This window comes from Halomonas sp. PAMB 3264 (genome assembly GCF_031954245.1).
In the GTDB taxonomy this organism is placed as follows: domain Bacteria; phylum Pseudomonadota; class Gammaproteobacteria; order Pseudomonadales; family Halomonadaceae; genus Vreelandella.
Genome location: NZ_CP134866.1, coordinates 3,000,025 through 3,019,798 on the forward strand (window position 1 = coordinate 3,000,025; position 19,774 = coordinate 3,019,798).

At 61.7% G+C, this 19,774-nt stretch carries 19 protein-coding genes and 5 tRNA genes; 11 read left to right on the forward strand and 13 right to left on the reverse strand.

The features are described 5' to 3' along the window. Positions 1-172 precede the first annotated feature (172 nt). Together modF and ilvC are read right to left on the reverse strand one after the other, a co-directional pair. Entirely contained in the window at positions 173-1,660 is a 1,488-nt protein-coding gene (modF, locus tag RN347_RS13555; protein WP_311958580.1) for a molybdate ABC transporter ATP-binding protein ModF, read from the reverse strand. Positions 1,661-1,758: 98 nt separating this feature from the next. Further along, on the reverse strand, positions 1,759-3,231 hold the full coding sequence (ilvC, locus tag RN347_RS13560) for a ketol-acid reductoisomerase (RefSeq protein ID WP_263586263.1): 1,473 nt from the start codon (positions 3,229-3,231) through the stop codon (positions 1,759-1,761). A gap of 192 nt (positions 3,232-3,423) precedes the next feature. On the opposite strand from ilvC, the gene ilvY reads away from it, so the two are divergent. Continuing rightward, the gene (gene ilvY, locus RN347_RS13565; RefSeq protein ID WP_311958581.1) at positions 3,424-4,302 is read left to right on the forward strand and encodes an HTH-type transcriptional activator IlvY; all 879 of its coding nucleotides are present in this window, start codon (positions 3,424-3,426) and stop codon (positions 4,300-4,302) included. A gap of 22 nt (positions 4,303-4,324) precedes the next feature. On the opposite strand, the gene RN347_RS13570 is transcribed toward ilvY, so the two are convergent. Both RN347_RS13570 and uraH read right to left on the reverse strand, forming a co-directional pair. After that, on the reverse strand, positions 4,325-5,041 hold the full coding sequence (locus tag RN347_RS13570; RefSeq protein WP_311958582.1) for a GntR family transcriptional regulator: 717 nt from the start codon (positions 5,039-5,041) through the stop codon (positions 4,325-4,327). Between the two features lie 47 nt (positions 5,042-5,088). Next, positions 5,089-5,442: a hydroxyisourate hydrolase gene (gene uraH / locus RN347_RS13575; RefSeq protein ID WP_311958583.1), complete on the reverse strand. Its 354-nt coding sequence runs from the start codon at positions 5,440-5,442 to the stop codon at positions 5,089-5,091. A gap of 126 nt (positions 5,443-5,568) precedes the next feature. Here uraH and uraD point away from each other — a divergent pair, with 126 nt between their 5' ends. Next, positions 5,569-6,114, forward strand: coding sequence for a 2-oxo-4-hydroxy-4-carboxy-5-ureidoimidazoline decarboxylase (gene uraD / locus RN347_RS13580; RefSeq protein WP_311958584.1), 546 nt, complete (start codon positions 5,569-5,571; stop codon positions 6,112-6,114). Positions 6,115-6,187: 73 nt separating this feature from the next. Here the strand turns inward: uraD and RN347_RS13585 are convergent, their stop codons facing one another. Together RN347_RS13585 and RN347_RS13590 are read right to left on the reverse strand one after the other, a co-directional pair. Next, the gene (locus RN347_RS13585) at positions 6,188-6,544 is read right to left on the reverse strand and encodes a phasin family protein (RefSeq protein ID WP_263586258.1); all 357 of its coding nucleotides are present in this window, start codon (positions 6,542-6,544) and stop codon (positions 6,188-6,190) included. 152 nt (positions 6,545-6,696) lie between these two features. Continuing rightward, on the reverse strand, positions 6,697-7,425 hold the full coding sequence (locus RN347_RS13590) for a glutathione S-transferase N-terminal domain-containing protein (RefSeq protein WP_409365759.1): 729 nt from the start codon (positions 7,423-7,425) through the stop codon (positions 6,697-6,699). Between the two features lie 313 nt (positions 7,426-7,738). Here RN347_RS13590 and RN347_RS13595 point away from each other — a divergent pair, with 313 nt between their 5' ends. After that, positions 7,739-9,430, forward strand: coding sequence for an L-lactate permease (locus RN347_RS13595; RefSeq protein WP_263586257.1), 1,692 nt, complete (start codon positions 7,739-7,741; stop codon positions 9,428-9,430). 82 nt (positions 9,431-9,512) lie between these two features. On the opposite strand, the gene RN347_RS13600 is transcribed toward RN347_RS13595, so the two are convergent. Further along, positions 9,513-10,037: a gamma carbonic anhydrase family protein gene (locus RN347_RS13600; RefSeq protein ID WP_311958585.1), complete on the reverse strand. Its 525-nt coding sequence runs from the start codon at positions 10,035-10,037 to the stop codon at positions 9,513-9,515. A 122-nt stretch (positions 10,038-10,159) separates the two neighbouring features. Then, positions 10,160-10,924, reverse strand: a complete 765-nt coding sequence (gene glcC / locus RN347_RS13605; protein ID WP_263587286.1) for a transcriptional regulator GlcC — start codon at positions 10,922-10,924, stop codon at positions 10,160-10,162. A 164-nt stretch (positions 10,925-11,088) separates the two neighbouring features. On the opposite strand from glcC, the gene glcD reads away from it, so the two are divergent. The 4 genes from glcD to RN347_RS13625 all read left to right on the forward strand — a co-directional run bounded on the left by glcD (position 11,089) and on the right by RN347_RS13625 (position 15,453). Beyond that, complete coding sequence (gene glcD, locus RN347_RS13610) at positions 11,089-12,588, forward strand: glycolate oxidase subunit GlcD (protein ID WP_311958586.1); 1,500 nt, start codon at positions 11,089-11,091, stop codon at positions 12,586-12,588. 33 nt (positions 12,589-12,621) lie between these two features. Further along, complete coding sequence (gene glcE, locus RN347_RS13615; protein WP_311958587.1) at positions 12,622-13,734, forward strand: glycolate oxidase subunit GlcE; 1,113 nt, start codon at positions 12,622-12,624, stop codon at positions 13,732-13,734. Between the two features lie 11 nt (positions 13,735-13,745). Next, positions 13,746-14,975: a glycolate oxidase subunit GlcF gene (glcF, locus tag RN347_RS13620; protein ID WP_263586244.1), complete on the forward strand. Its 1,230-nt coding sequence runs from the start codon at positions 13,746-13,748 to the stop codon at positions 14,973-14,975. Between the two features lie 76 nt (positions 14,976-15,051). Next, positions 15,052-15,453: a heme-binding protein gene (locus RN347_RS13625; RefSeq protein ID WP_311958588.1), complete on the forward strand. Its 402-nt coding sequence runs from the start codon at positions 15,052-15,054 to the stop codon at positions 15,451-15,453. A gap of 152 nt (positions 15,454-15,605) precedes the next feature. Here RN347_RS13625 and RN347_RS13630 read toward each other — a convergent pair. From RN347_RS13630 to RN347_RS13650, 5 genes are all read right to left on the reverse strand, one after another. Continuing rightward, positions 15,606-15,682: transfer RNA gene (locus RN347_RS13630), tRNA-Asp, on the reverse strand. Between the two features lie 45 nt (positions 15,683-15,727). After that, positions 15,728-15,803: transfer RNA gene (locus tag RN347_RS13635), tRNA-Val, on the reverse strand. A 47-nt stretch (positions 15,804-15,850) separates the two neighbouring features. Further along, a tRNA-Asp gene (locus RN347_RS13640) sits at positions 15,851-15,927 on the reverse strand. Between the two features lie 32 nt (positions 15,928-15,959). Then, positions 15,960-16,036: transfer RNA gene (locus RN347_RS13645), tRNA-Asp, on the reverse strand. Positions 16,037-16,081: 45 nt separating this feature from the next. Beyond that, positions 16,082-16,157 (reverse strand) — tRNA-Val (locus RN347_RS13650). Between the two features lie 278 nt (positions 16,158-16,435). On the opposite strand from RN347_RS13650, the gene ccoN reads away from it, so the two are divergent. The 4 genes from ccoN to ccoP are packed head-to-tail and all read left to right on the forward strand — an operon-like array spanning position 16,436 to position 19,666. Next, the gene (gene ccoN, locus RN347_RS13655; RefSeq protein ID WP_311958589.1) at positions 16,436-17,959 is read left to right on the forward strand and encodes a cytochrome-c oxidase, cbb3-type subunit I; all 1,524 of its coding nucleotides are present in this window, start codon (positions 16,436-16,438) and stop codon (positions 17,957-17,959) included. After that, a complete protein-coding gene (gene ccoO / locus RN347_RS13660; RefSeq protein WP_263586241.1) occupies positions 17,949-18,557 on the forward strand; it encodes a cytochrome-c oxidase, cbb3-type subunit II in 609 nt (202 codons plus the stop codon). Before ccoN ends, ccoO begins: the two co-directional genes overlap by 11 nt. Further along, positions 18,558-18,725, forward strand: coding sequence for a cbb3-type cytochrome c oxidase subunit 3 (locus tag RN347_RS13665; RefSeq protein ID WP_311958590.1), 168 nt, complete (start codon positions 18,558-18,560; stop codon positions 18,723-18,725). Continuing rightward, positions 18,722-19,666, forward strand: a complete 945-nt coding sequence (gene ccoP, locus RN347_RS13670) for a cytochrome-c oxidase, cbb3-type subunit III (protein WP_311958591.1) — start codon at positions 18,722-18,724, stop codon at positions 19,664-19,666. The genes RN347_RS13665 and ccoP overlap by 4 nt, the downstream gene beginning before the upstream one ends. Positions 19,667-19,774: the final 108 nt, after the last annotated feature.

Sequence of the window (19,774 nt, forward strand, 5' to 3'; positions counted from 1 at the left end):
ATCGCTCCAAGTGGCCGAAATTATCGCAAGCCGGCTTATTTATACCGCCTTTCCTTGCAGCTACGCCAATCATTAAGCAAATAACCAATATCCCCAGCATCCTTGATTTAATAAGTCACTTTCTGACGCGATCAATTGCAACGTCATGAAATGGCAACCTAAACGCTCTCCACTAATTGGATTTCTCCAACATCAGGTGATTATCGATCTCCTTGATGCGGTCTTCAGTGTGGTGGTTGACGTAAAGCACCGTGGTTTCACCGCCTTCGCAGATCTTCTCGATCAGCGCGAGCACCAGCTGGCGGTTCATGTCGTCCAAGCCCAGGCAGGGCTCGTCGAGGATCAGCAGCGGCGGGTGTTTGACCATCGCCCGAGCAATCAATAAAAGCCGTTGGTCGCCGTAGGAGAGCTTGTTGAACGACTGATCCGCCCGCGCGCTCATGCCCAGTAGCTCAAGCCACTGATCGGCGATGCGTTTTTGCTGATCGGTGGCCTTGGTATACACACCGATACTGTCATAGAAGCCCGAAATGACGACGTTCCTGCAGCTGGTGCTGACGCGATACTCCCACTGCAGGGCCGTGGAGACGTAGCCGATGAACTGCTTGATCTGCCAGATACTCTCGCCGCTGCCGCGCTTGAAGCCGAACACGAAGATATCGTTGGTGTAACACTGCGGGTGGTCGCCCGTGATCAAGGAGAGCACGCAGGTTTTACCGCTGCCGTTGGGGCCACTGAGCTGCCAGTGCTGGCCTTGCTCGATCGTCCAGTCGAGGCGGTCGACGATCAGGGTATCGCCGTAGCGGATCGTCGCTTGGGTGAGTTTGACCAGCGGCTGGCTCGGGTCGAGCCCCGGCAGCTGGCTGGCAGGGTCCGCCTCGGGCACGCGCAAATCGCTGGTTTTCAAATGCAGCAGCTGATAAAGCTCGTTGTAAGCCGCTTCATCCTGGCGGTCGACCGCGAACGCCAGCCGCCCGCCTTCGCCACGCTTTTTACTACCTTTCACCGGTGCGGGGCGCTCCTTGTCCAGATAGGCCACATGGGTGATGAAATCCGGCATCTCGTCGAAGCGATTGAGCACCAGCACCATGGGCACGTGCTCGACGATGGCGGCCAGGTGTGCCTGGAGCATGGCGAGCGTGTCGGCGTCGAGGCCATCGAACGGCTCGTCCAGAATCAAAAGCGCCGGCTCGTTGGCCAGCGCCCGAATCAGCATGACCTTGCGGGTCTCACCCGTCGAGAGCTTGCGAAAGGCGCGCTCCAGCAGCGGCGCCAGGCCAAACTTTTCGACCAGTTGCTCGGCAAGCTCAACATCCCGGCAGTAATCAAAAATCATCTCCCTGACCGGCGTGCCCAGCGATACGACATCCATGATGTCGGCATCGTCCTTTTTAAGCTCCGCGGCGATGAGTTCGGCCTGCGCCTCGAAGGAGACCAGCCCGACGCGCTTGGGAAGCCCCTCGATGCTGCCCGCCTCCAGCTTTCCAACGCCGGCCAGCGCCGCCGCCAGCGCCGATTTGCCGGCGCCGTTGGCGCCGGTGATCACCCAGTGCTGGTCGGGCTCGATGGTCCAGTCGACCTCGCTCAGGGTGAAGCGATCATCGAAGCTGATCGTCGCGCTCTTTAGCTGAATACTCGCAAGCGGAATCGAGGACGCCATGCAGTTGCTCCTTCGGGCTGGAAAAAGAGACAAAAAAGCCGGGCGTATCCTGGGGATAGCCCGGCTTCGATTTGACTAGCTAACGGCTAACCCAGGGGTTAAACGATCTTCTTCATATCGGCCATGTGACCGCGCAGCACGGCGCCAACGGCTTCTACCGGGTGCGAACGCAGCGCTTCGTTGACGTCGATCAGGCGCGCGTTGTCCACGCCGTTGTCGTCGACCTCAAGGCCTTTGCCGATGACATCAGACTTGATGCCCTTCATGAAGTCCGCCAGCAGCGGTACGCAGGCATGATTGTACAGGTAGCAGCCGTACTCCGCGGTATCGGAGATCGTCGCGTTCATTTCGTAGAGCTTCTTGCGCGCGATGGTGTTGGCGATCAACGGCGTTTCGTGCAGCGATTCGTAGTAGGCGGACTCGGCGATGATACCTGCTGCGGTCATGGTCTCAAACGCAAGCTCGACACCCGCTTTCACCATGGCGACCATCAGGATGCCGTTGTCGAAGTACTCCTGCTCGGAGATTTCAACGTCGCCGGCCGGCGTTTTCTCGAAGTTGGTTTCCGCAGTTTCGGCGCGCCATTTGTGCAGGTTGGCGTCGTCGTTCGCCCAGTCTTCCATCATGGTGTGCGAGAAATGCCCGCTCATGATGTCGTCCTGGTGCTTGTTATAGAGCGGACGCATGATCTCTTTCAGCTCTTCGGCCAAATCGAAGGCCTTGATCTTGGCCGGGTTGGAGAGCCGGTCCAGCATGTTGGTCACGCCGCCGTACTTCAGCGCTTCGGTGATGTTTTCCCAGCCGTACTGAATCAGCTTCGAGGCGTAGCCCGGCTCGATGCCCTCTTCGATCATCTTGTCGAAGCAGAGGATAGAGCCGGTTTGCAGCATGCCGCAAAGAATCGTCTGCTCGCCCATCAGGTCGGATTTCACTTCCGCGATGAAAGAGGACATCAATACGCCGGCCTTGTGGCCGCCGGTGCCCACCGCGTAGGCTTTCGCCAGCGCCAGGCCTTCGCCTTTGGGGTCGTTGGCTTCGTGCACGGCGATCAGAGTGGGAACACCGAAACCACGCACGTACTCGGCGCGCACCTCGGAGCCCGGGCACTTGGGCGCGACCATGATGACGGTCAGGTCATCGCGAATCTTCATGCCTTCTTCGACGATGTTGAAACCGTGCGAGTAGGAGAGGCACGCGCCTTCCTTCATCAGCGGCATCACAGCGTTGACCACCGAGGTGTGCTGCTTGTCAGGCGTCAGGTTCAGAACTACGTCCGCCGTCGGAATCAGCTCTTCGTAGGTGCCCACGGTGAAGCCGTTTTCCGTGGCGTTCTTCCAGGACTGGCGCTTTTGCTCGATGGCGTCCGGACGCAGCGCGTAGGCGACGTCCAGGCCGCTGTCGCGCAGGTTCAAGCCCTGGTTGAGGCCTTGCGCGCCACAGCCAATGACCACCATCTTCTTGCCCTTCAGCGCCTCGACACCCTCGTCGAATTCAGAGCTGTACATGAAACGACATTTGGCAAGCTGCTCCAGCTGTTCGCGAAGCGTCAGGGTATTGAAATAATTAGCCATTCTGGATATCCCGATCTGTGATCAAACGCGGTCGATGTAGCCACACCGACACGAAAAAAGTGACCCGGTCGCTCGCTTCAAACGCCAGCGCCGAGTAGGTAGAGCCAATCTACCCAAAAACGACTCTTTCTTAAATTGATATATTTGCAACAGCACATCCCGCTTTTAACAAAACAGGGGTATGATGGCGAAATGAACTTCAAACTTCTCAAACAGTTTCTGGCGCTGGCGGAGACACTGCACTTTGGCCGCGCAAGCGAGGCGTGTTTTGTGAGCGTGTCGGCGCTTTCGCGCAATATCCGCTATCTGGAAGACGAGCTTGGCGTGGCGCTTTTCAATCGCGACAACCGGACCGTGATGCTGACCCGGGAAGGCCAGCGATTTCTCGAGTACGCCCGCGAGGCCAGCAGCCAGTGGAACCTGATTCGCCATGAGCTGACCGATAACCCCGGGGAGTTGAGCGGCGAGATCAGTCTGTATGGTTCGGTGACCGCCAGCTACAGCTTTCTACACGAGCTTTTGCGCCGCTTTCGGATCGCCTACCCGGCCATCGAGATCAAGCTACGCACCGGGGACCCGGAACACGCCATCGCCCACGTGCTGGAGGGCAAGGAAGATTTGAGCATCGCCGCCAAACCCGCCCACCTGCCGCGAGGACTGGCCTTCAAGCCGATCGCCACCTCACCGCTTTTATTCATTGCCCCGCTCGAGCAGCCGGGGCCGAACGCTCCCACCGGCACGCCTGGCACGGCTGAGCAGTGGGCGAGTGTTCCCATGATTTTGTCGGAAAGCGGCGTGTCGCGTGCACGGGTGGACGAGTGGTTTCGCCGACAAGACATCTCGCCGCGTATCTACGCCCAGGTCACCGGGAACGAGGCGATCGTCAGCATGGTCAGCCTGGGCTTCGGCATCGGCGTGGTGCCTAAAATCGTGCTCGACAACAGCCCGCTCAGGGAGCGCATTCGCGTGCTGGACGTGGCGCCAAAGCTCGAGCCCTACGATATCGGCCTGTTCACGCTAAAGAAAAACCTGAAAAACCCGCTGGTAGAAGCCTTCTGGAGCCTGATGTAAACCTGCCCACAGCGACCATCCTTCAACCGGCAAATATCTGGCGCAAGTCCGGCACGCTCTCTTCCTCCTCCACCATCGAAAGCGAGGCTTCGATCGCTTTCAGGTGACGGCTCATGAACGCCGTAGCGCGCTCGGTCTTACCCGCTTCCAGGTAATTGATCAAATCGTCGTGATCGTGGGACTCGCAGCCCAGATGACCGCGATGGCCGTAGACCGCGAGAATCAGCGACGAGCGCGAGCAGAGCCGCTCAACGAAGTCGGCAAGCGTGGCGTTGCCGGAAAGCCTTGCCAGATGCACGTGAAAATCCGCCGAGAGGCGAATGGCCACGCTCTGCTGACCCTCACGCAGCGCCTGGCGCTCGCGGTGGGCCAGGGTGCGAAGCGCGTCGGCATCCGCCGGGGCCATACGCTTGGCAACGTCCGCCATCAGCCCGCATTCGACCAGCTGACGCGCGTTGAAGACGTCGCGCGCCTCTTCCGCGGTCGGGCGAGTGACGCTGGCGCCGCGGCGCGGCGTAAGGGTGACGAGCTGCTCCAGCGCCAGGCGCTGTAAAATCTTGCGAATGCCGGTCCGGCTGATGCCGAACACCTCGGAGAGCGCATCCTCGCGAAGGCGCGCACCGGGCTTTAGGCGCTGCTCGACGATCGCATCGCTCACCGCACGATAAATCGACTCGTGGCGCGCGTCGCCGTCGCTTTCAGGCGCGCGGCGCTTCATGGCGGCCTGCTCGTCGCTCATGGCGTCTCCTTGCAAGAAATAAATCGGGTGCCGATTTTAGGGTCTGTTTAGCTGCCGCGATATGTCGAGTAACCATAGGGCGAGAGTAGCAGCGGCACGTGGTAGTGCTCATCAGCGCTGGCCACGCCAAAGCGCAGCGGAATTACGTCCAGAAAGCGCGGCTCGACGGCCTCGACCCCTTGCGTGCGCAGATAGTCGCCGGCGTGAAACACCAGCTCGTACTCGCCGGCCAGAAAGCGCTCGCCCTCAAGAAGCGGGCCATCACAGCGTCCGTCGGCGTTGGTCACCGCACTCCCCAGGTGCTCGCGAGAGCCGGCCGAAAGTCGAAACACCTCGATCGTGATGCCTGCGCCAGGCGCGCCTCTGGCGGTATCCAGTACGTGGGTCGTCAGCCGCCCCATGGGCTCTCTCCTGTTATCGGCGGTGCGTTTGACCCATCGGTCAACACCTTGTATTGATCAAAGCTTAGTGGTGATACCATCGATTGTATACACCGCCCCCTCGCTCTACGCCAAGGAGAAGACGCCGTGACAAACGCGCATCAAGAGGCAACCGATTCACTCACCCCGGCCCCCAGCCAATGTTCGCTGGACGCGTTTTTAGCGGCTTATGGCGACGTGTTCGAACACTCGCCCTGGATCGCCGAGCAGGCCTGGCACCAGGGGTTGGATATCCCCCACGACGATCCGGCCGTGCTTGCGCAAACGATGAGCGATGTACTGCGCGCCGCGCCGCGCGAGCGTCAGATCGAGGTGATTCGCGCGCACCCGGACCTGGCCGGCAAGGCGGCGCTGGCCGATGAATTGACCGACGCTTCGAAAAGCGAGCAGGCCGGCGCCGGGCTCGACCAGTGTTCAATCGAGGAGCTGGCGCGCTTTGAGTCCTTGAACGGCGCCTACCTTGAGAAGTTCGGCTTCCCCTTCGTGATCGCGGTGAAAGGGCTCGACCGCCACGATATTTTGGCGGCGTTTGAGACGCGGCTCAACAATACGCCGGACGAGGAGCGGGAAACCGCCATCGAGCAGATCGCCTGCATCGCGCGTTTTCGTCTGATCGCCAAGAGCGAGGCCTGAGCCGCCGGTTATTTTCGTTTCGCCCACGAAAAAGCCGCCCCCGAGGGGGCGGCTTCGAAAGCGACCGGATTGATTACCGGTTGATGGTATCAGCGGCTTTCTGAGTCTGCTCTTCGGCCATTTTCTGGCTGTCCTGCATGAAGTCCTGACCGATCGAGGTGACTTTCTCGGAGTCGCCCTTGACGCGCTCCATGAAGTCGGACGCGGTTTTCTGCTGGGACTGCATGGCACGCTTGAAACCGTCGGCGTCCTTCACGTCAAGCCAGGTACGCGCCTGAGCGAGACTCATGTCCGAGTAGGCACGAGCGGCGTCCATCTGGGCACCGACGAGACGCTCGTAGTAATCGAGCGCGGCCAGGGTGTATGAGCGCATGGGCGATACGAAAATCGACTCAAACTGCTGTTTGGTGTTCTCTGCGGTCTTATCCATCACGTAACCTCCTGCCAGTTAGCGATTCGACGCGCATGTGGGGCGGTCGATACCAAAGCACTTGCCTTGTGTCCCCTAAAACTAGCAGTGCTTTTTGTGCAGCGCAACATGATTTTTGCCGCACTGCATCATTTCAGCCGTTGGGATGAGACCTATACCTCGCGCACCGTGGGTGCCTGGCCTGCCATACCGTCATGAATGGCCAGCATTTTCTCGAACCACCGCGAGATGGGCTGGTGCTCGTCGAACAGCGCCTCGCGTGACACGACGTGAGCCCACATGAAGCTTCCAAACAGCAGGTAGTCGGCGCCTGCCGGCGCGTCGCCGTCGAGAAAGGCGCTCTCTTTTAGCAGCGCGTTCACCGGCGTCAACACCTTGTCGAGCTGCTCGCGCCCCTGGGTGGGGTTGTGAAGCTCCTCAAGGCGCATCTTGAAGTTCGCCTCACGGGTTTCGCGAAAATAGTCACGGTCGTCGGGATGAATGGCCTCGAGCAGGTCCATCACCACGATGCGAAACAGGGCCGGGCTAACGCTACGTTCGACGAAGAGTTTAAAAAAGAGCGCACGCTGATAGCTCTGTCCTTCACCAAGCAGCGGCGCGTCCGGATAGGTCTGATCCAGATAGCGCATGATCTCGAAGCTATCGGTCACCACCGTGTCGCCATCGACCAGCACGGGTACCTTGTCGTGATCGGCAAAAGCGATCTTCTCCTTTTGCTGAAAGCGCCAAGGCTCGGTGCGATAGGCGAGCCCCTTGTGCGCCATCGACAGGTGCACGCGCCAGCAGTAAGGCGAAAAACGCAGGCGTTCATCGCGCCCGCACAGGTCATAAACGATACGATCCATCGGTTCACCTCGCTTGAAAGACGACGTGTTCAGCATGGTCGCTCCCCGCGCCACAAACAAGCCCTGATGCTTGCCCAACCACCTACCTGCCGCCCTATCTATTAGTCTAATGAAAAACGTCACTTCTCGTTGGCACCCCTGATGTTATATCGATCAAAAACAACGACTTGATTCAAAATCATCAGGTACAAGACAGCATCAATCCCCGCCGCTGACTGGTAAGACCAATTTTCCAATGTAGTCAGCGCGTTAAGCTGGTCGTATCGTTGGCCTGGGCTGCTTACGCGCCACAAGCGCCGAGCAGTGACTACTCATAAAAGCACCGTCGAACAAACAAGGGCTCTCCTCCATGAGTGAAACGATACTTGCATTACTGGCGTTCATGCCGCTGCTGCTTGCGGGTATTTTACTGATTGGCTTTAAAGTACCCGCCAGAATCGCCATGCCGCTGGTCTTCCTCACCGCCGCCGTGATCGGCCTGACCGCCTGGGACATGAGCTTTACCCGTGTGGCTGCCTCGACCATTCAGGGCCTGATTCAGACCGCCGGGCTTTTGTGGATCATCTTCGGCGCGATTTTGCTGCTCAACACGCTCAAACACTCCGGCGGCATCATGGCGATTCGCAACGGCTTCTCCGGTATCAGCCCGGACCGTCGCGTGCAGGCGCTGATCGTGGCATGGCTGTTTGGCTGTTTCATCGAAGGCGCTTCGGGCTTTGGTACGCCCGCCGCCGTGGCCGCCCCCTTGATGGTCGCACTGGGCTTTCCGGCGCTGGCCGCCGTGGTGGCGGGCATGATGATCCAGTCCACGCCGGTGTCGTTTGGCGCGGTAGGTACGCCGATCATCGTGGGCGTGGGCACCGGGGTCGACCGCAACGGGATCACCGAGGCGCTTGTTGCCAACGGCTCTTCCTGGGAGGTGTTTTTCAGGCTGATCACCAGCGAAGTGGCGATCACTCACGCCATCATTGGCATACTGATGCCATTGATTCTGGTCACCGTGATGGTGCGCTTTTTCGGTGCCAACAAGTCCTGGAAAGAGGGCCTGTCGATTACCCCGTTTGCCATTTTCACCGGCATCTCGTTCGTCGTGCCTTACATGCTGGTCGGCGTCTTCCTCGGCCCGGAATTCCCCTCGATGATCGGCGCCATGATTGGCCTGGCCATCGTGGTACCAGCGGCGCGCAAGGGCTTCTTGCTGCCCAAGGACACCTGGGACTTCCCCGAAGCGACGTCCTGGCCGGATGAGTGGATCGGCAACCTGCAAATCAAAATGGAAGACGTGGCCGGCCGGGCGCCGATGTCCACGCTCAGAGGCTGGATTCCCTACGTGCTGCTGGCGCTCTTTTTGGTCGCCTCGCGCACCATCGAGCCGCTTCGTGTCGCACTGACGTCTATCAACCTGAACTGGGCGAACATCCTCGGTGAAACCGGCGTGAGCGGCGGCGTACAGCCGCTGTACCTACCCGGTGGCATCATCCTGGCGGTCGTGTTGATTACCTACTTCCTGCACAGGATGAACGGCGGCCAGCTGAAGGCGGCGGTGTCGGAGTCCACTAAAACCATCTTCGGCGCAGGCTTCGTGCTGATTTTCACCGTGCCGATGGTGCGTATTCTGATCAACTCCGGTGTAAACGGAGCGGATCTGGTCTCCATGCCGGTGATGATGGCGCAGGCCGTGGCCAACGGCGTGGGCGATGTCTATCCCTTCTTCGCCCCGGCCGTCGGTGCGCTGGGGGCCTTTATCGCCGGTTCCAACACGGTTTCCAATCTGATGCTGGCCGAGTTCCAGTTTAACGTAGCGCAAACCCTGGGCGTGTCGACCGCCATGATGATCGCCCTTCAAGCCGTAGGCGCGGCAGCGGGCAACATGATCGCCATCCACAACGTGGTGGCCGCCTCTGCCACCGTGGGCCTTCTGGGCCGCGAGGGCGCCACGATCCGCATTACCATCCTGCCGACGATCTACTACCTGACGTTTGCCGGTATCATCGCGCTGATTGCCTTCTACGTTCTGGGGGTGACCGACACGCTGATGTAGCGGCTGCAGGCGTTTAGCGGGCCTGGCCCAACGCAAAAAACCACCCTTCGGGGTGGTTTTTTATGCGCTTAACGTCGGCTTTTCAACCGATTTTCTTGAGTTCTTTGGCGTGTTGCTGGCCACGCTCCACGTAGCTTTGCGCGTTCAGCTTGAGCCCCTCCACTGCACTTTCGGGCAGCGTTTTCACCACCCGCGCGGGAGAGCCGACGATCAACGAGTTGGGCGGAAACACCGCGCCCTCCTTCACGAAAGCGCAGGCGCCGACCAGGCTGTTCTCGCCAATCACCGCGCCGTTGAGAATCACCGCCTGAATGCCGATCAGACAGCCATCCTCCACCGTACAGCCGTGCAGCATCGCCTGATGACCGACGGTCACGCCCTTACCCACGGTCAGGGGAAAGCCGGGGTCGGCGTGCAGCACCGCGCCGTCCTGAATGTTGCTCTGCTCTCCCACCTCCAACCGCTCGGTATCGCCGCGCAGCACCGCCTGATACCAGACGCTGGCGCGGGCTTTCAGCGTCACCTGCCCGATCACATCGGCGGTCTCGGCAACGTAGACGTCGTCGCCGATGTCGGGGCGCTGCTCACCAAACTGATAAATGGCCATGCTCATTCCTCTTGTTCTGTTGGGTCTGCTTGCTGTGTCATCGTTTGTTAGCTGGGTCGCGTTAGCGTAGCGCCCGCGCTGGCATTCAGGCAATCACGAGGGCCTGGCCGCTCGGGCAAACGCTAACGCCACTCCTCAAGGCGCATCGCCGAGCGCTCCAACCGCTCGTTCTCGAGGTCCAGCTCGCGCAAGAGCTCGGTGATGCTGGAAAGGTGCTCTAGCGCGACGCGCCGTGCGCCGTCAGCGTCGCCGGCGATGACGGTTTCGAAAAGTTGCTGGTGCTGGTGGTTGATCATCGCGCGCGGCGCCGGGCGGTGGTAAAGGTGCTTCACCGAGGCAAACACCGAGCTCAGCAGCAGATCCGTCAGGCTTTGCAGGGTGTGCACCAGCACCGGGTTGTGCGAGGCCTGGGAGATCGCCAAATGGAAGGCGTGATCAAAGCGCGCCAGCTGCTCCACGTCGATTGGCTCGGCGTGTTCGACGTACTCGGCCATCTCCTGATAGCGCCGGGTAATCAGCACGCGGTCCATCGAGGTGCCGCGGCGAGCGGCCAGGTACGCGGACTCCCCCTCCAGCAGCGAGCGCACTTCCAGCAAATCGAACAGCGTACGTGGATGGTCGCGAAACAGGTGCATCAGCGGCCCCTGCTGAGGCATGGGGAGCAGCGAGGCCACGACCGAACCGCGCCCCTGGCGGGTCTCGATGATGCTTTTACTGCGCAGAATGCGAAGGCCTTCACGCAGCGAGGCGCGAGAAACGCCCAGCCGCTCACATAGCCGGCGCTCGGAAGGCAGCAGCTGGCCCGGGCGAAACACCCCTTCAAGAATCAGCTCTTCGATTCTCGCTGCCACGTGCTCCGGGGCACGCCGGCCAAGCGAGGGTTCCATGAATGAGGATGTCACGCAGGTGTCTCCAACGGTAAAGGGGCGACCATCAACTGGTCAGACCATTGCACCACAGGCTGGACAGGTACACAAAAAAAGCTCAGATTAGCGGCTATCCCGTGACCTAGCGTTTTTAAAAAATCAGTACCCTAATAACAGGAGGGGATATGAATATCCTCTATGACGCGCGCCTCGACGGCGAGCTGATCGACCGTGACAAGCGCGAGGTGCTCACTGCCCTCGAGCGCGCCGCCCCGACGCTCACTCTGCTCTCTCGCGAAGAGGATCTGCGCCCCTTTGAGTGCGACGGCCTGGCGGCCTACCGCGTGCTGCCCATGCTGGTGGCGCTGCCGGAAAACCTCGAGCAGGTCGAGGCGCTCTTGAAGTGTTGTTTCGAACTTGGCGTGCCGGTGGTGACTCGCGGCGCCGGCACCGGCCTTTCCGGCGGGGCGCTGCCGCTAGAACAAGGCGTTTTGCTGGTCATGTCGCGCTTCAACAAGATCATCGACGTCGACCCGGACGCCAGGCTTGCCCGGGTGCAGCCCGGCGTGCGCAATCTGGCGATCTCCGAGGCCGCCGCGCCTTTCGGGCTTTACTACGCGCCGGACCCCTCCTCGCAGATCGCCTGTTCGATCGGCGGCAACGTGGCGGAAAACGCCGGCGGCGTGCACTGTCTGAAGTACGGGCTGACCGTACATAACGTGCTGCGCGTCGACGTATTGACCATCGAAGGCGAGCACATGACGCTCGGCTCGGAGGCGTTTGATGCCCCGGGCTTCGATCTGCTCGCGCTGATCAACGGCTCCGAGGGCATGCTCGGCGTGGTCACCGAGATCACCGTGAAGCTTTTGCCCAAGCCCACCGTCGCCAAGGTGCTGATGGCGAGCTTCGACGATGTCGAGAAGGCCGGCCGCGCGGTAGGCGACATCATCGCCGCCGGTATCGTGCCCGGCGGGCTCGAGATGATGGACAAACTCGCTATCCAGGCCGCCGAGGACTTCGTGCGGGCGGGCTACCCGCTGGACGCCGAGGCGATCCTGCTGTGCGAACTCGACGGCGTCGAAGCGGACGTGGACGATGACTGCGAGACCGTGCGCCGGGTACTGGAAAAAGCCGGCGCTACCGACATTCAGCAGGCCAGGGACGAGGCCGAGCGGGCCAAATTCTGGGCCGGGCGCAAGAACGCCTTCCCTGCGGTGGGCCGCATGTCGCCGGACTACTACTGCATGGACGGCACCATTCCGCGCAAGGAGCTGCCGCGGGTACTCAAGGGCATCGCGGCGCTCTCTGAGGAGAGCGGTCTGAGGGTCGCCAACGTCTTTCACGCCGGTGACGGCAACATGCATCCGCTGATCCTGTTCGATGCCAACAAGGAAGGCGAGCTCGAGCTTGCCGAGGACGTGGGCGGCAAGATTCTGGAGCTGTGCGTCGCCGCCGGCGGCTCGATCACCGGCGAGCACGGCGTGGGTCGCGAGAAGATCAACCAGATGTGCAGCCAGTTCCAGGCCGATGAGATCACCGTGTTTCACGCGGTGAAGGCAGCGTTCGACGACAAGCGTCTGCTCAATCCGGGCAAGAACATCCCCACGCTTGCACGCTGCGCCGAGTTTGGCGCCATGCACGTGCACAACAACGATCTGCCCCACCCGGAGCTGCCGCGTTTTTAAAAAGGCCGCCGCGAACGAGAGAAAGGAATGACCATGACTGAACCAGCGACTGACCCAGCGACACGGGCGCCGGATCGCGATATCAGCGAGGCCCTTTGCCAGCAGGTGGCCAACGCCTACCAAAGCCGCGCGCCGCTGCGCATCAAGGGCGGCGACACTCGCGGCTTTTACGGCCGGCCGGTCGAGGGTATCACGCTCGATATGACCGAGCATAGCGGCATCATCACCTACGACCCGGTCGAGCTGGTCGTGACCGTGCGCGCCGGCACCCGCCTTGCCACACTCGAAGCCGCGCTCGCCGCAGAGCATCAAATGCTGCCCTTCGAGCCGCCGAGCTTTGGCCAGGCCAGTACCATTGGCGGCGCTGTCGCCACCGGCCTTTCCGGCCCGCGCCGCCCCTGGGCGGGCGCGGCGCGGGACTTCGTGCTCGGCTCTCACGTCATCACGCAAGAAGGCAAACTGCTGCGCTTTGGCGGCGAGGTGATGAAAAACGTCGCCGGCTACGACGTCTCGCGGCTGATGGCCGGCGCTCAGGGTACGCTCGGCGTGCTGGCCGATATCTCCTTCAAGGTATTGCCCCGGCCGGCGGCCACCGACAGCCTGCGCCTTGACGACATGGGTATCGAGGACGCGCTAAGCTCACTCTCCACGCTTGGCCGCGAGCCGCTGCCGATCACCGGCGCGGCCTGGCACCAGAACACGCTGTTCCTTCGCCTGGAAGGCGGCCAAAGCTCGGTGAAGGCGACCCGGGAGCGCCTGGGCGGAGAGCCGCTCGAGGATGCGTTCTGGACTCAGCTGCGCGACCACCAGCACGACTTCTTCACGCTGACCTCCGGCCAGGCACTCTGGCGCGCCTCGCTCCCGCCCCACACCGCGCCGCTCGATATCGACGTTGACGAGACGGATATTTTTTACGACTGGGCGGGCAGCCAGCGCTGGATCAAGACCCATGACGGTGAGGCGCTGCGCCGCGCCTGCCAGCAGGCCGGCGGCCACGCTACCTGCTTTACGCCCGCAGCCCAGGGCGGGGCGGACTCGCCCTTCACGCCGCTCGACCCGGTCGTCGAGAAGTATCACAAAAGGCTCAAGGCCGAGCTCGATACCCACGGTATTTTCAACCCGGGCCGGCTGTACGCGGGGCTTTAAGGAGAGCTTTCATGCAAACGCACTTTACCGATGCCGATCGCCAGAAACCCCATATCCAGGAAGCCGAGCGGATTCTTCGCACCTGCGTTCACTGCGGTTTTTGCAACGCCACCTGCCCCACCTACCAGCTGTTGGGCGACGAGCGCGACGGCCCGCGCGGGCGCATTTATCTGATGAAGGAGCTTCTTGAGAGCGCGGACGACGACAGCCAGGTGACCGAAGAGACACGCCTGCATCTCGACCGCTGCCTGACCTGCCAGAACTGCGAAACCACCTGCCCGTCCGGGGTCGAGTACCACAAGCTATTGAACATCGGCCGCGCGGAAATCGAGCGCCGAGTACCGCGCCCGGCCGCCGAGCGCGCCACTCGCTTCGCACTTAGAAAGATGATGGTCGAGCCCAAACGCTTCAAGGCGCTGTTAACACTCGGCCAGACCTTCAAGCCGCTGGTGCCGGGCCCGCTCAGAGCCAAGATGCCGCCGCCCCCGGTGGACGCCGGCAAGCGCCCGCAAAGCGCCCACACGCGCCAGATGCTGATTCTCGAGGGCTGCGTGCAGCCCGGGCTTTCGCCCAACACCAACGCCGCCACGGCACGGCTACTCGACCGGCTCGATATCGGCCTGACGCCGGTTCAGGAAGCGGGCTGCTGTGGGGCGATCGACTTCCACCTGAACGCCCAGGAGGCCGGGCGCGAGCGCATGCGCGCCAATATTGACGCCTGGTGGCCCCACGTCGAAAGTGGCATCGAGGCGATCGTTCAGACCGCCAGCGGCTGCGGGGCGTTTGTGAAAGAGTACGGCGAGATGCTGAAAGACGACCCCGCCTACGCCGACAAGGCGAAGCGCGTCAGCGCCCTGGCCCGGGATATCGTCGAGGTCCTGCGCGAGGAGCCGCTTGAGAAACTGAGCGTTCAAGCACAAAAGCGCCTGGCATTTCACTGCCCCTGCACGCTGCAACACGCGCAAAAGCTTAACGGCGCGGTCGAAGGCGTGCTGACCCGGCTTGGCTTCACGCTCACGCCGGTGCAGGATAGTCACCTATGCTGCGGCTCGGCAGGCACCTACTCGATCACTCAGCCGGAGATCGCGACCCAGCTTCGCGACAACAAGCTCGCAGCGCTGGAAGCCGGTGACCCGGAAATGATCGTCACCGCCAATATCGGCTGCCAAACCCATCTGGCGAGCGCCAACCGCACGCCGGTGCGCCACTGGGTCGAGGTCGTCGACGCCGCGCTCGCCTGATTGACCACCTGGCGCCTGCTCACGAAGCCGGGCGCCTGAATAATCGCTTACACGACAACGCAAAAGGAAACGCCGTATGAAAACCAAAGCCGTACTGGGTCACACCGATGTCAACCGCGTGCTCGACGCCGCGCAACAAGAGGCCGAACGCCAGGGCTGGGCAGTGACCATCGCCGTGGCCGACGACGGCGGCCATCTGCTGGGCCTTCGCCGCCTCGACGGCGCCGCCCCCTTCAGCGCCGATGTCGCCACGCACAAGGCGCGTAATGCCGCCATTGGGCGCAAGGAAACCCAGGTGTTCGAAGACATGATCAACGGCGGGCGCACGGCGTTTGTTTCTGCGCCGCTGACGGGCATGCTCACCGGCGGCGTACCGATCATGGTGGATGACCAGGTGGTCGGCTCCGTCGGCGTTTCCGGCGTCAAACCCGAGCAGGACGTTCAAATCGCCAGGGCCGGCGTGAGCGCGATTGGCTAAACGTCAGGCACACAAACACGATGACCCTGGGCCACGGCTCGGGGTTTTTTTATGCATAAAGCGTGAATAGAGGGTATTCGAGCGCGAAAGGGCTCAAATCAATTGATAAAAACGAATTGGAGAGAAAATATAAAGCAGGAAGGAAAAATCGATGGCGGACCGGACGAGACTCGAACTCGCGACCTCCGGCGTGACAGGCCGGCATTCTAACCGACTGAACTACCGGTCCACTTTTGGATCGACCATTTAAAGGCGGTTCAGAGGCGCTTTTAAATGGTGGGTGGTACTGGGTTCGAACCAGTGACCCCCAGCTTGTAAGGCTGGTGCTCTCCCAACTGAGCTAACCACCCAATAATCAACGCAGGCGCGCTTGATCATTTACTACATCAGGTTATCGTGGCGGACCGGACGAGACTCGAACTCGCGACCTCCGGCGTGACAGGCCGGCATTCTAACCGACTGAACTACCGGTCCGAATAGCGATAACTTGGCAATAAACGATGATGTGGCGGACCGGACGAGACTCGAACTCGCGACCTCCGGCGTGACAGGCCGGCATTCTAACCAACTGAACTACCGGTCCGCATTACATCAACTTTTACTGCTACACGTGCCAACCCATTAAAAATGGTGGGTGGTACTGGGTTCGAACCAGTGACCCCCAGCTTGTAAGGCTGGTGCTCTCCCAACTGAGCTAACCACCCGCTGGTCACGTGGCGCTGCATTCTACAGGGTTCGGGTTGGGTGTCAATACGCTGAAAGAATTTTGATTCAAATTAGCGTGTTGGCGACCAGGGCCCGGGGGCCTGCGAAAGCGCCGTCGAAGAATGCCGTAATTGCCCCCGGCGCGTCAATCAAAACTGTCATAATCTGACCCGAATCTCGCGCGAGGCTTTTCCCACCGGCGCTATTTAGCTCGGCGCCCGGCCAGGCTAGACTCGCCCAGGGCCTTGATGCCCTCTCGCGATCGATGGGATTCACTATGCAAACCGTACCACCCCGCACCGCTTCGCCCGTTTACAGCGATGTCTATAGCGATATTTACAACTACAAGGTCGTTCGCCAGTTCGCGATCATGGCCGTGGTGTGGGCGATCGTTGGTATGGGCGTGGGGCTGTTGCTGGCCGCCCAGCTGGTATGGCCGGAGCTGAACCTGGGGCTTGCCTGGACGAGCTTTGGCCGGCTGCGCCCGCTGCACACGAATCTCGTCATCTTCGCTTTCGGCGGCTCGGCGCTGTTTGCCACTTCCTATTACGTGGTTCAGCGCACCTGCCAGACACGGCTCTATAGCGACCGGCTCGCCGCCTTCACCTTTTGGGGCTGGCAGGCGGTGATCGTCTCGGCGCTGGTATCGCTACCGATGGGCTACACCACCACCAAGGAGTACGCCGAACTCGAATGGCCGATCAGCATCGTGCTGGCGGTGGTGTGGATCTGCTACGCGATCGTGTTTCTGATGACGCTCAAGCGGCGTAGAACCTCGCACATCTACGTGGCCAACTGGTTCTTTGCGGCGTTCATTCTCACCATTGCGGTGCTGCATATCGTCAATAACGCCGCGCTTCCGGTCACGCCGATGTATTCGACTTCGCTCTACGCGGGTGCGGTGGATGCCATGGTGCAGTGGTGGTACGGCCACAACGCGGTGGGCTTTTTCCTGACCGCCGGGTTTCTCGGCATGATGTACTACTTCGTGCCCAAACAGGCCGAGCGGCCGATTTACTCCTACCGGCTCTCCATCGTCCATTTCTGGGCGCTGATCATGATCTACATGTGGGCCGGCCCGCACCACCTTCACTACACGGCGCTGCCGAGCTGGGCGCAGTCGCTGGGCATGGTGATGTCGATCATACTGCTGGTGCCCTCCTGGGGCGGCATGATCAACGGCATCATGACGCTTTCGGGTGCCTGGCATAAGCTGCGCACCGACCCGATCCTGCGCTTTCTGGTCACCGCGCTGACCTTCTACGGGATGGCGACCTTTGAAGGCCCGATGCTGGCGATCAAGACCGTCAATGCCTTCTCCCACTACACCGACTGGAACATCGGTCACGTTCACTCCGGCGCGCTTGGCTGGGTAGCGATGATCACCTTCGGCTCGCTCTATCACATGATTCCACGCCTTTACGGGCGCACCGCCATGTACTCGACGCCGCTGATCGCGCTGCACTTCTGGCTCGCGCTGTGCGGCACGCTTTTGTACGTCATGGCGATGTGGGCCAATGGCGTCATCCAGGGGCTAATGTGGCGCGCGGTCAACGCCGACGGCACGCTGATGTACCGCTTCGTCGATGCGGTCGAGGCGAGCCACCCGGGCTATCTCGTGCGCCTGCTGGGTGGGCTTTTGTTTTTGGCGGGCACGCTGGTCATGGCGTTCAATGTCTACATGACGATCAAGGCCGCCTCGTCGCGCGCCGCGCTCGACCAGGCCGCTCACAACCAAGGCCCTCACAACCAGGCCCATCACGAAAAAGCCCGTCATCGGGAGGCCCGCCATGAAGCATGAGCTGGTCGAAAAAAACGCCGGGCTTCTGGGCGCGCTGATTCTGGTGGCGATCAGCTTTGGTGGGCTTGCCGAAATCGTGCCGCTGTTTTTTCAAAAGGACGTCACCGAGCCCGTCGAGGGGCTGACGCCGCTGACCGCGCTCGAGCTCGAAGGGCGCGATATCTACCGCCGCGAAGGGTGCGTGGGCTGCCATTCGCAGATGATCCGCCCGTTTCGCGCCGAAACCGAGCGCTATGGCCACTACAGCGTGGCCGGCGAAGGCCTTTATGAGCACAACTTTCTCTGGGGCTCCAAGCGCACCGGGCCGGATCTGGCCCGGGTCGGCGGGCGCTATAGCGACGCCTGGCACCGGGCGCATCTTTACAACCCGCGCGACGTGGTGCCGGAGTCGATCATGCCCGCCTACCCCTGGCTTTTCGAGCGCGAGCTCGACGGCGCCGACACGCCGGCCAAGATGCGTGCGCTCAAGCGTTTGGGCGTGCCCTACTCCGACGAGCAGATCGACGGCGCCCGCGCGGCGGTCGAAGGCACCCCGGAGATCACCGCGCTGGTGGCCTACCTACAGCAGCTCGGCACGGTGCTGGAGGGGACGCGCTAAATGACGACCGGCACCTTTCGCGGGCTGATCACCCTGCTGTTGATCATCGCGTTCATCGGCATCGTGCGTTGGGCCTACTCCCGGCGCCAGCACAAGGCGTTCGACGAGGCGGCGAATCTGCCCTTCGCCGACGACGAGCCGCACGACGAGCGGGAGGACCGCCGGTGAGCGATCTGTGGGACAACGCCCTGCCCGGTTTCTGGAGCGTCTGGGTGATCGCCTTGACGTTGATCACGCTGGTGCTGGTGGTCTGGGTGGTGGCGGCCAACGCCGGGCGCGACACGATATCCAATGATGAGCCGCACTCTCATCGCACCACCGGTCACGAGGTCGACGGTATAGAGGAGTTCGATAACCCCATGCCGCGATGGTGGTTCTATCTGTTTGTGGCCACGGTGGTGTTTACCCTTGGCTACCTGGCACTCTACCCCGGCCTTGGCAACTTCAAGGGCCTTCTGGGCTGGAGCCAGCAGGCGCAGTGGGAAGAGGAGGTGGCCGCCGCCGAGGCGCGCTTCGGCCCGATCTTCGCCCGCTATCACGACGTACCGATTCCCGAGCTTGCCCAGAATGGCGAGGCCATGCAGATCGCCGGGCGGCTTTTCGCCAACAACTGCGCCGTGTGCCACGGCGTGGGTGCCCAGGGCGGTGACGGCTTCCCCAACCTGACCGACGACGACTGGCTCTACGGCGGCGAGCCCGAGGCGCTGCTCACCACGCTCACTCAAGGCCGGCGCGGCGTGATGCCCGCCTGGGCGCACCTGGGCGAGGAGGCCATCGAGGATTTGACCCAGCACGTGCTCGCACTTTCTGAGCTGGAGCACGACGCCGCCCGCGCCCAAAGCGGCGCGCAGCGCTACGCAAGCTTTTGCGTGGCCTGCCACGGCGCCAACGGCACCGGCAACCAGGCCCTCGGCGCGCCGAATTTGACCAACGATATCTGGCTTTACCGCGCGCCAGACCAAAGCGTGGCGGATGCCATCCGCCAGACCCTGACCGAAGGAAGAAGCGGCGTGATGCCCGCCCAGGCGCCCTTCATCGGCGAGGCGCGCGTTCACCTGGTCGCCGCCTACGTTTACAGCCTGCGGTTTAAAAACGCCGACGGCGATTAGGCGCGCATTTGTCGCACCCGCGTTTGGGCCTCGATCACCCAGGACAACGAACGCGCCCGCGATTGTTGTTATGATCAAACGCCAAGCGCCCTTCGAGCCCTTTTCGCG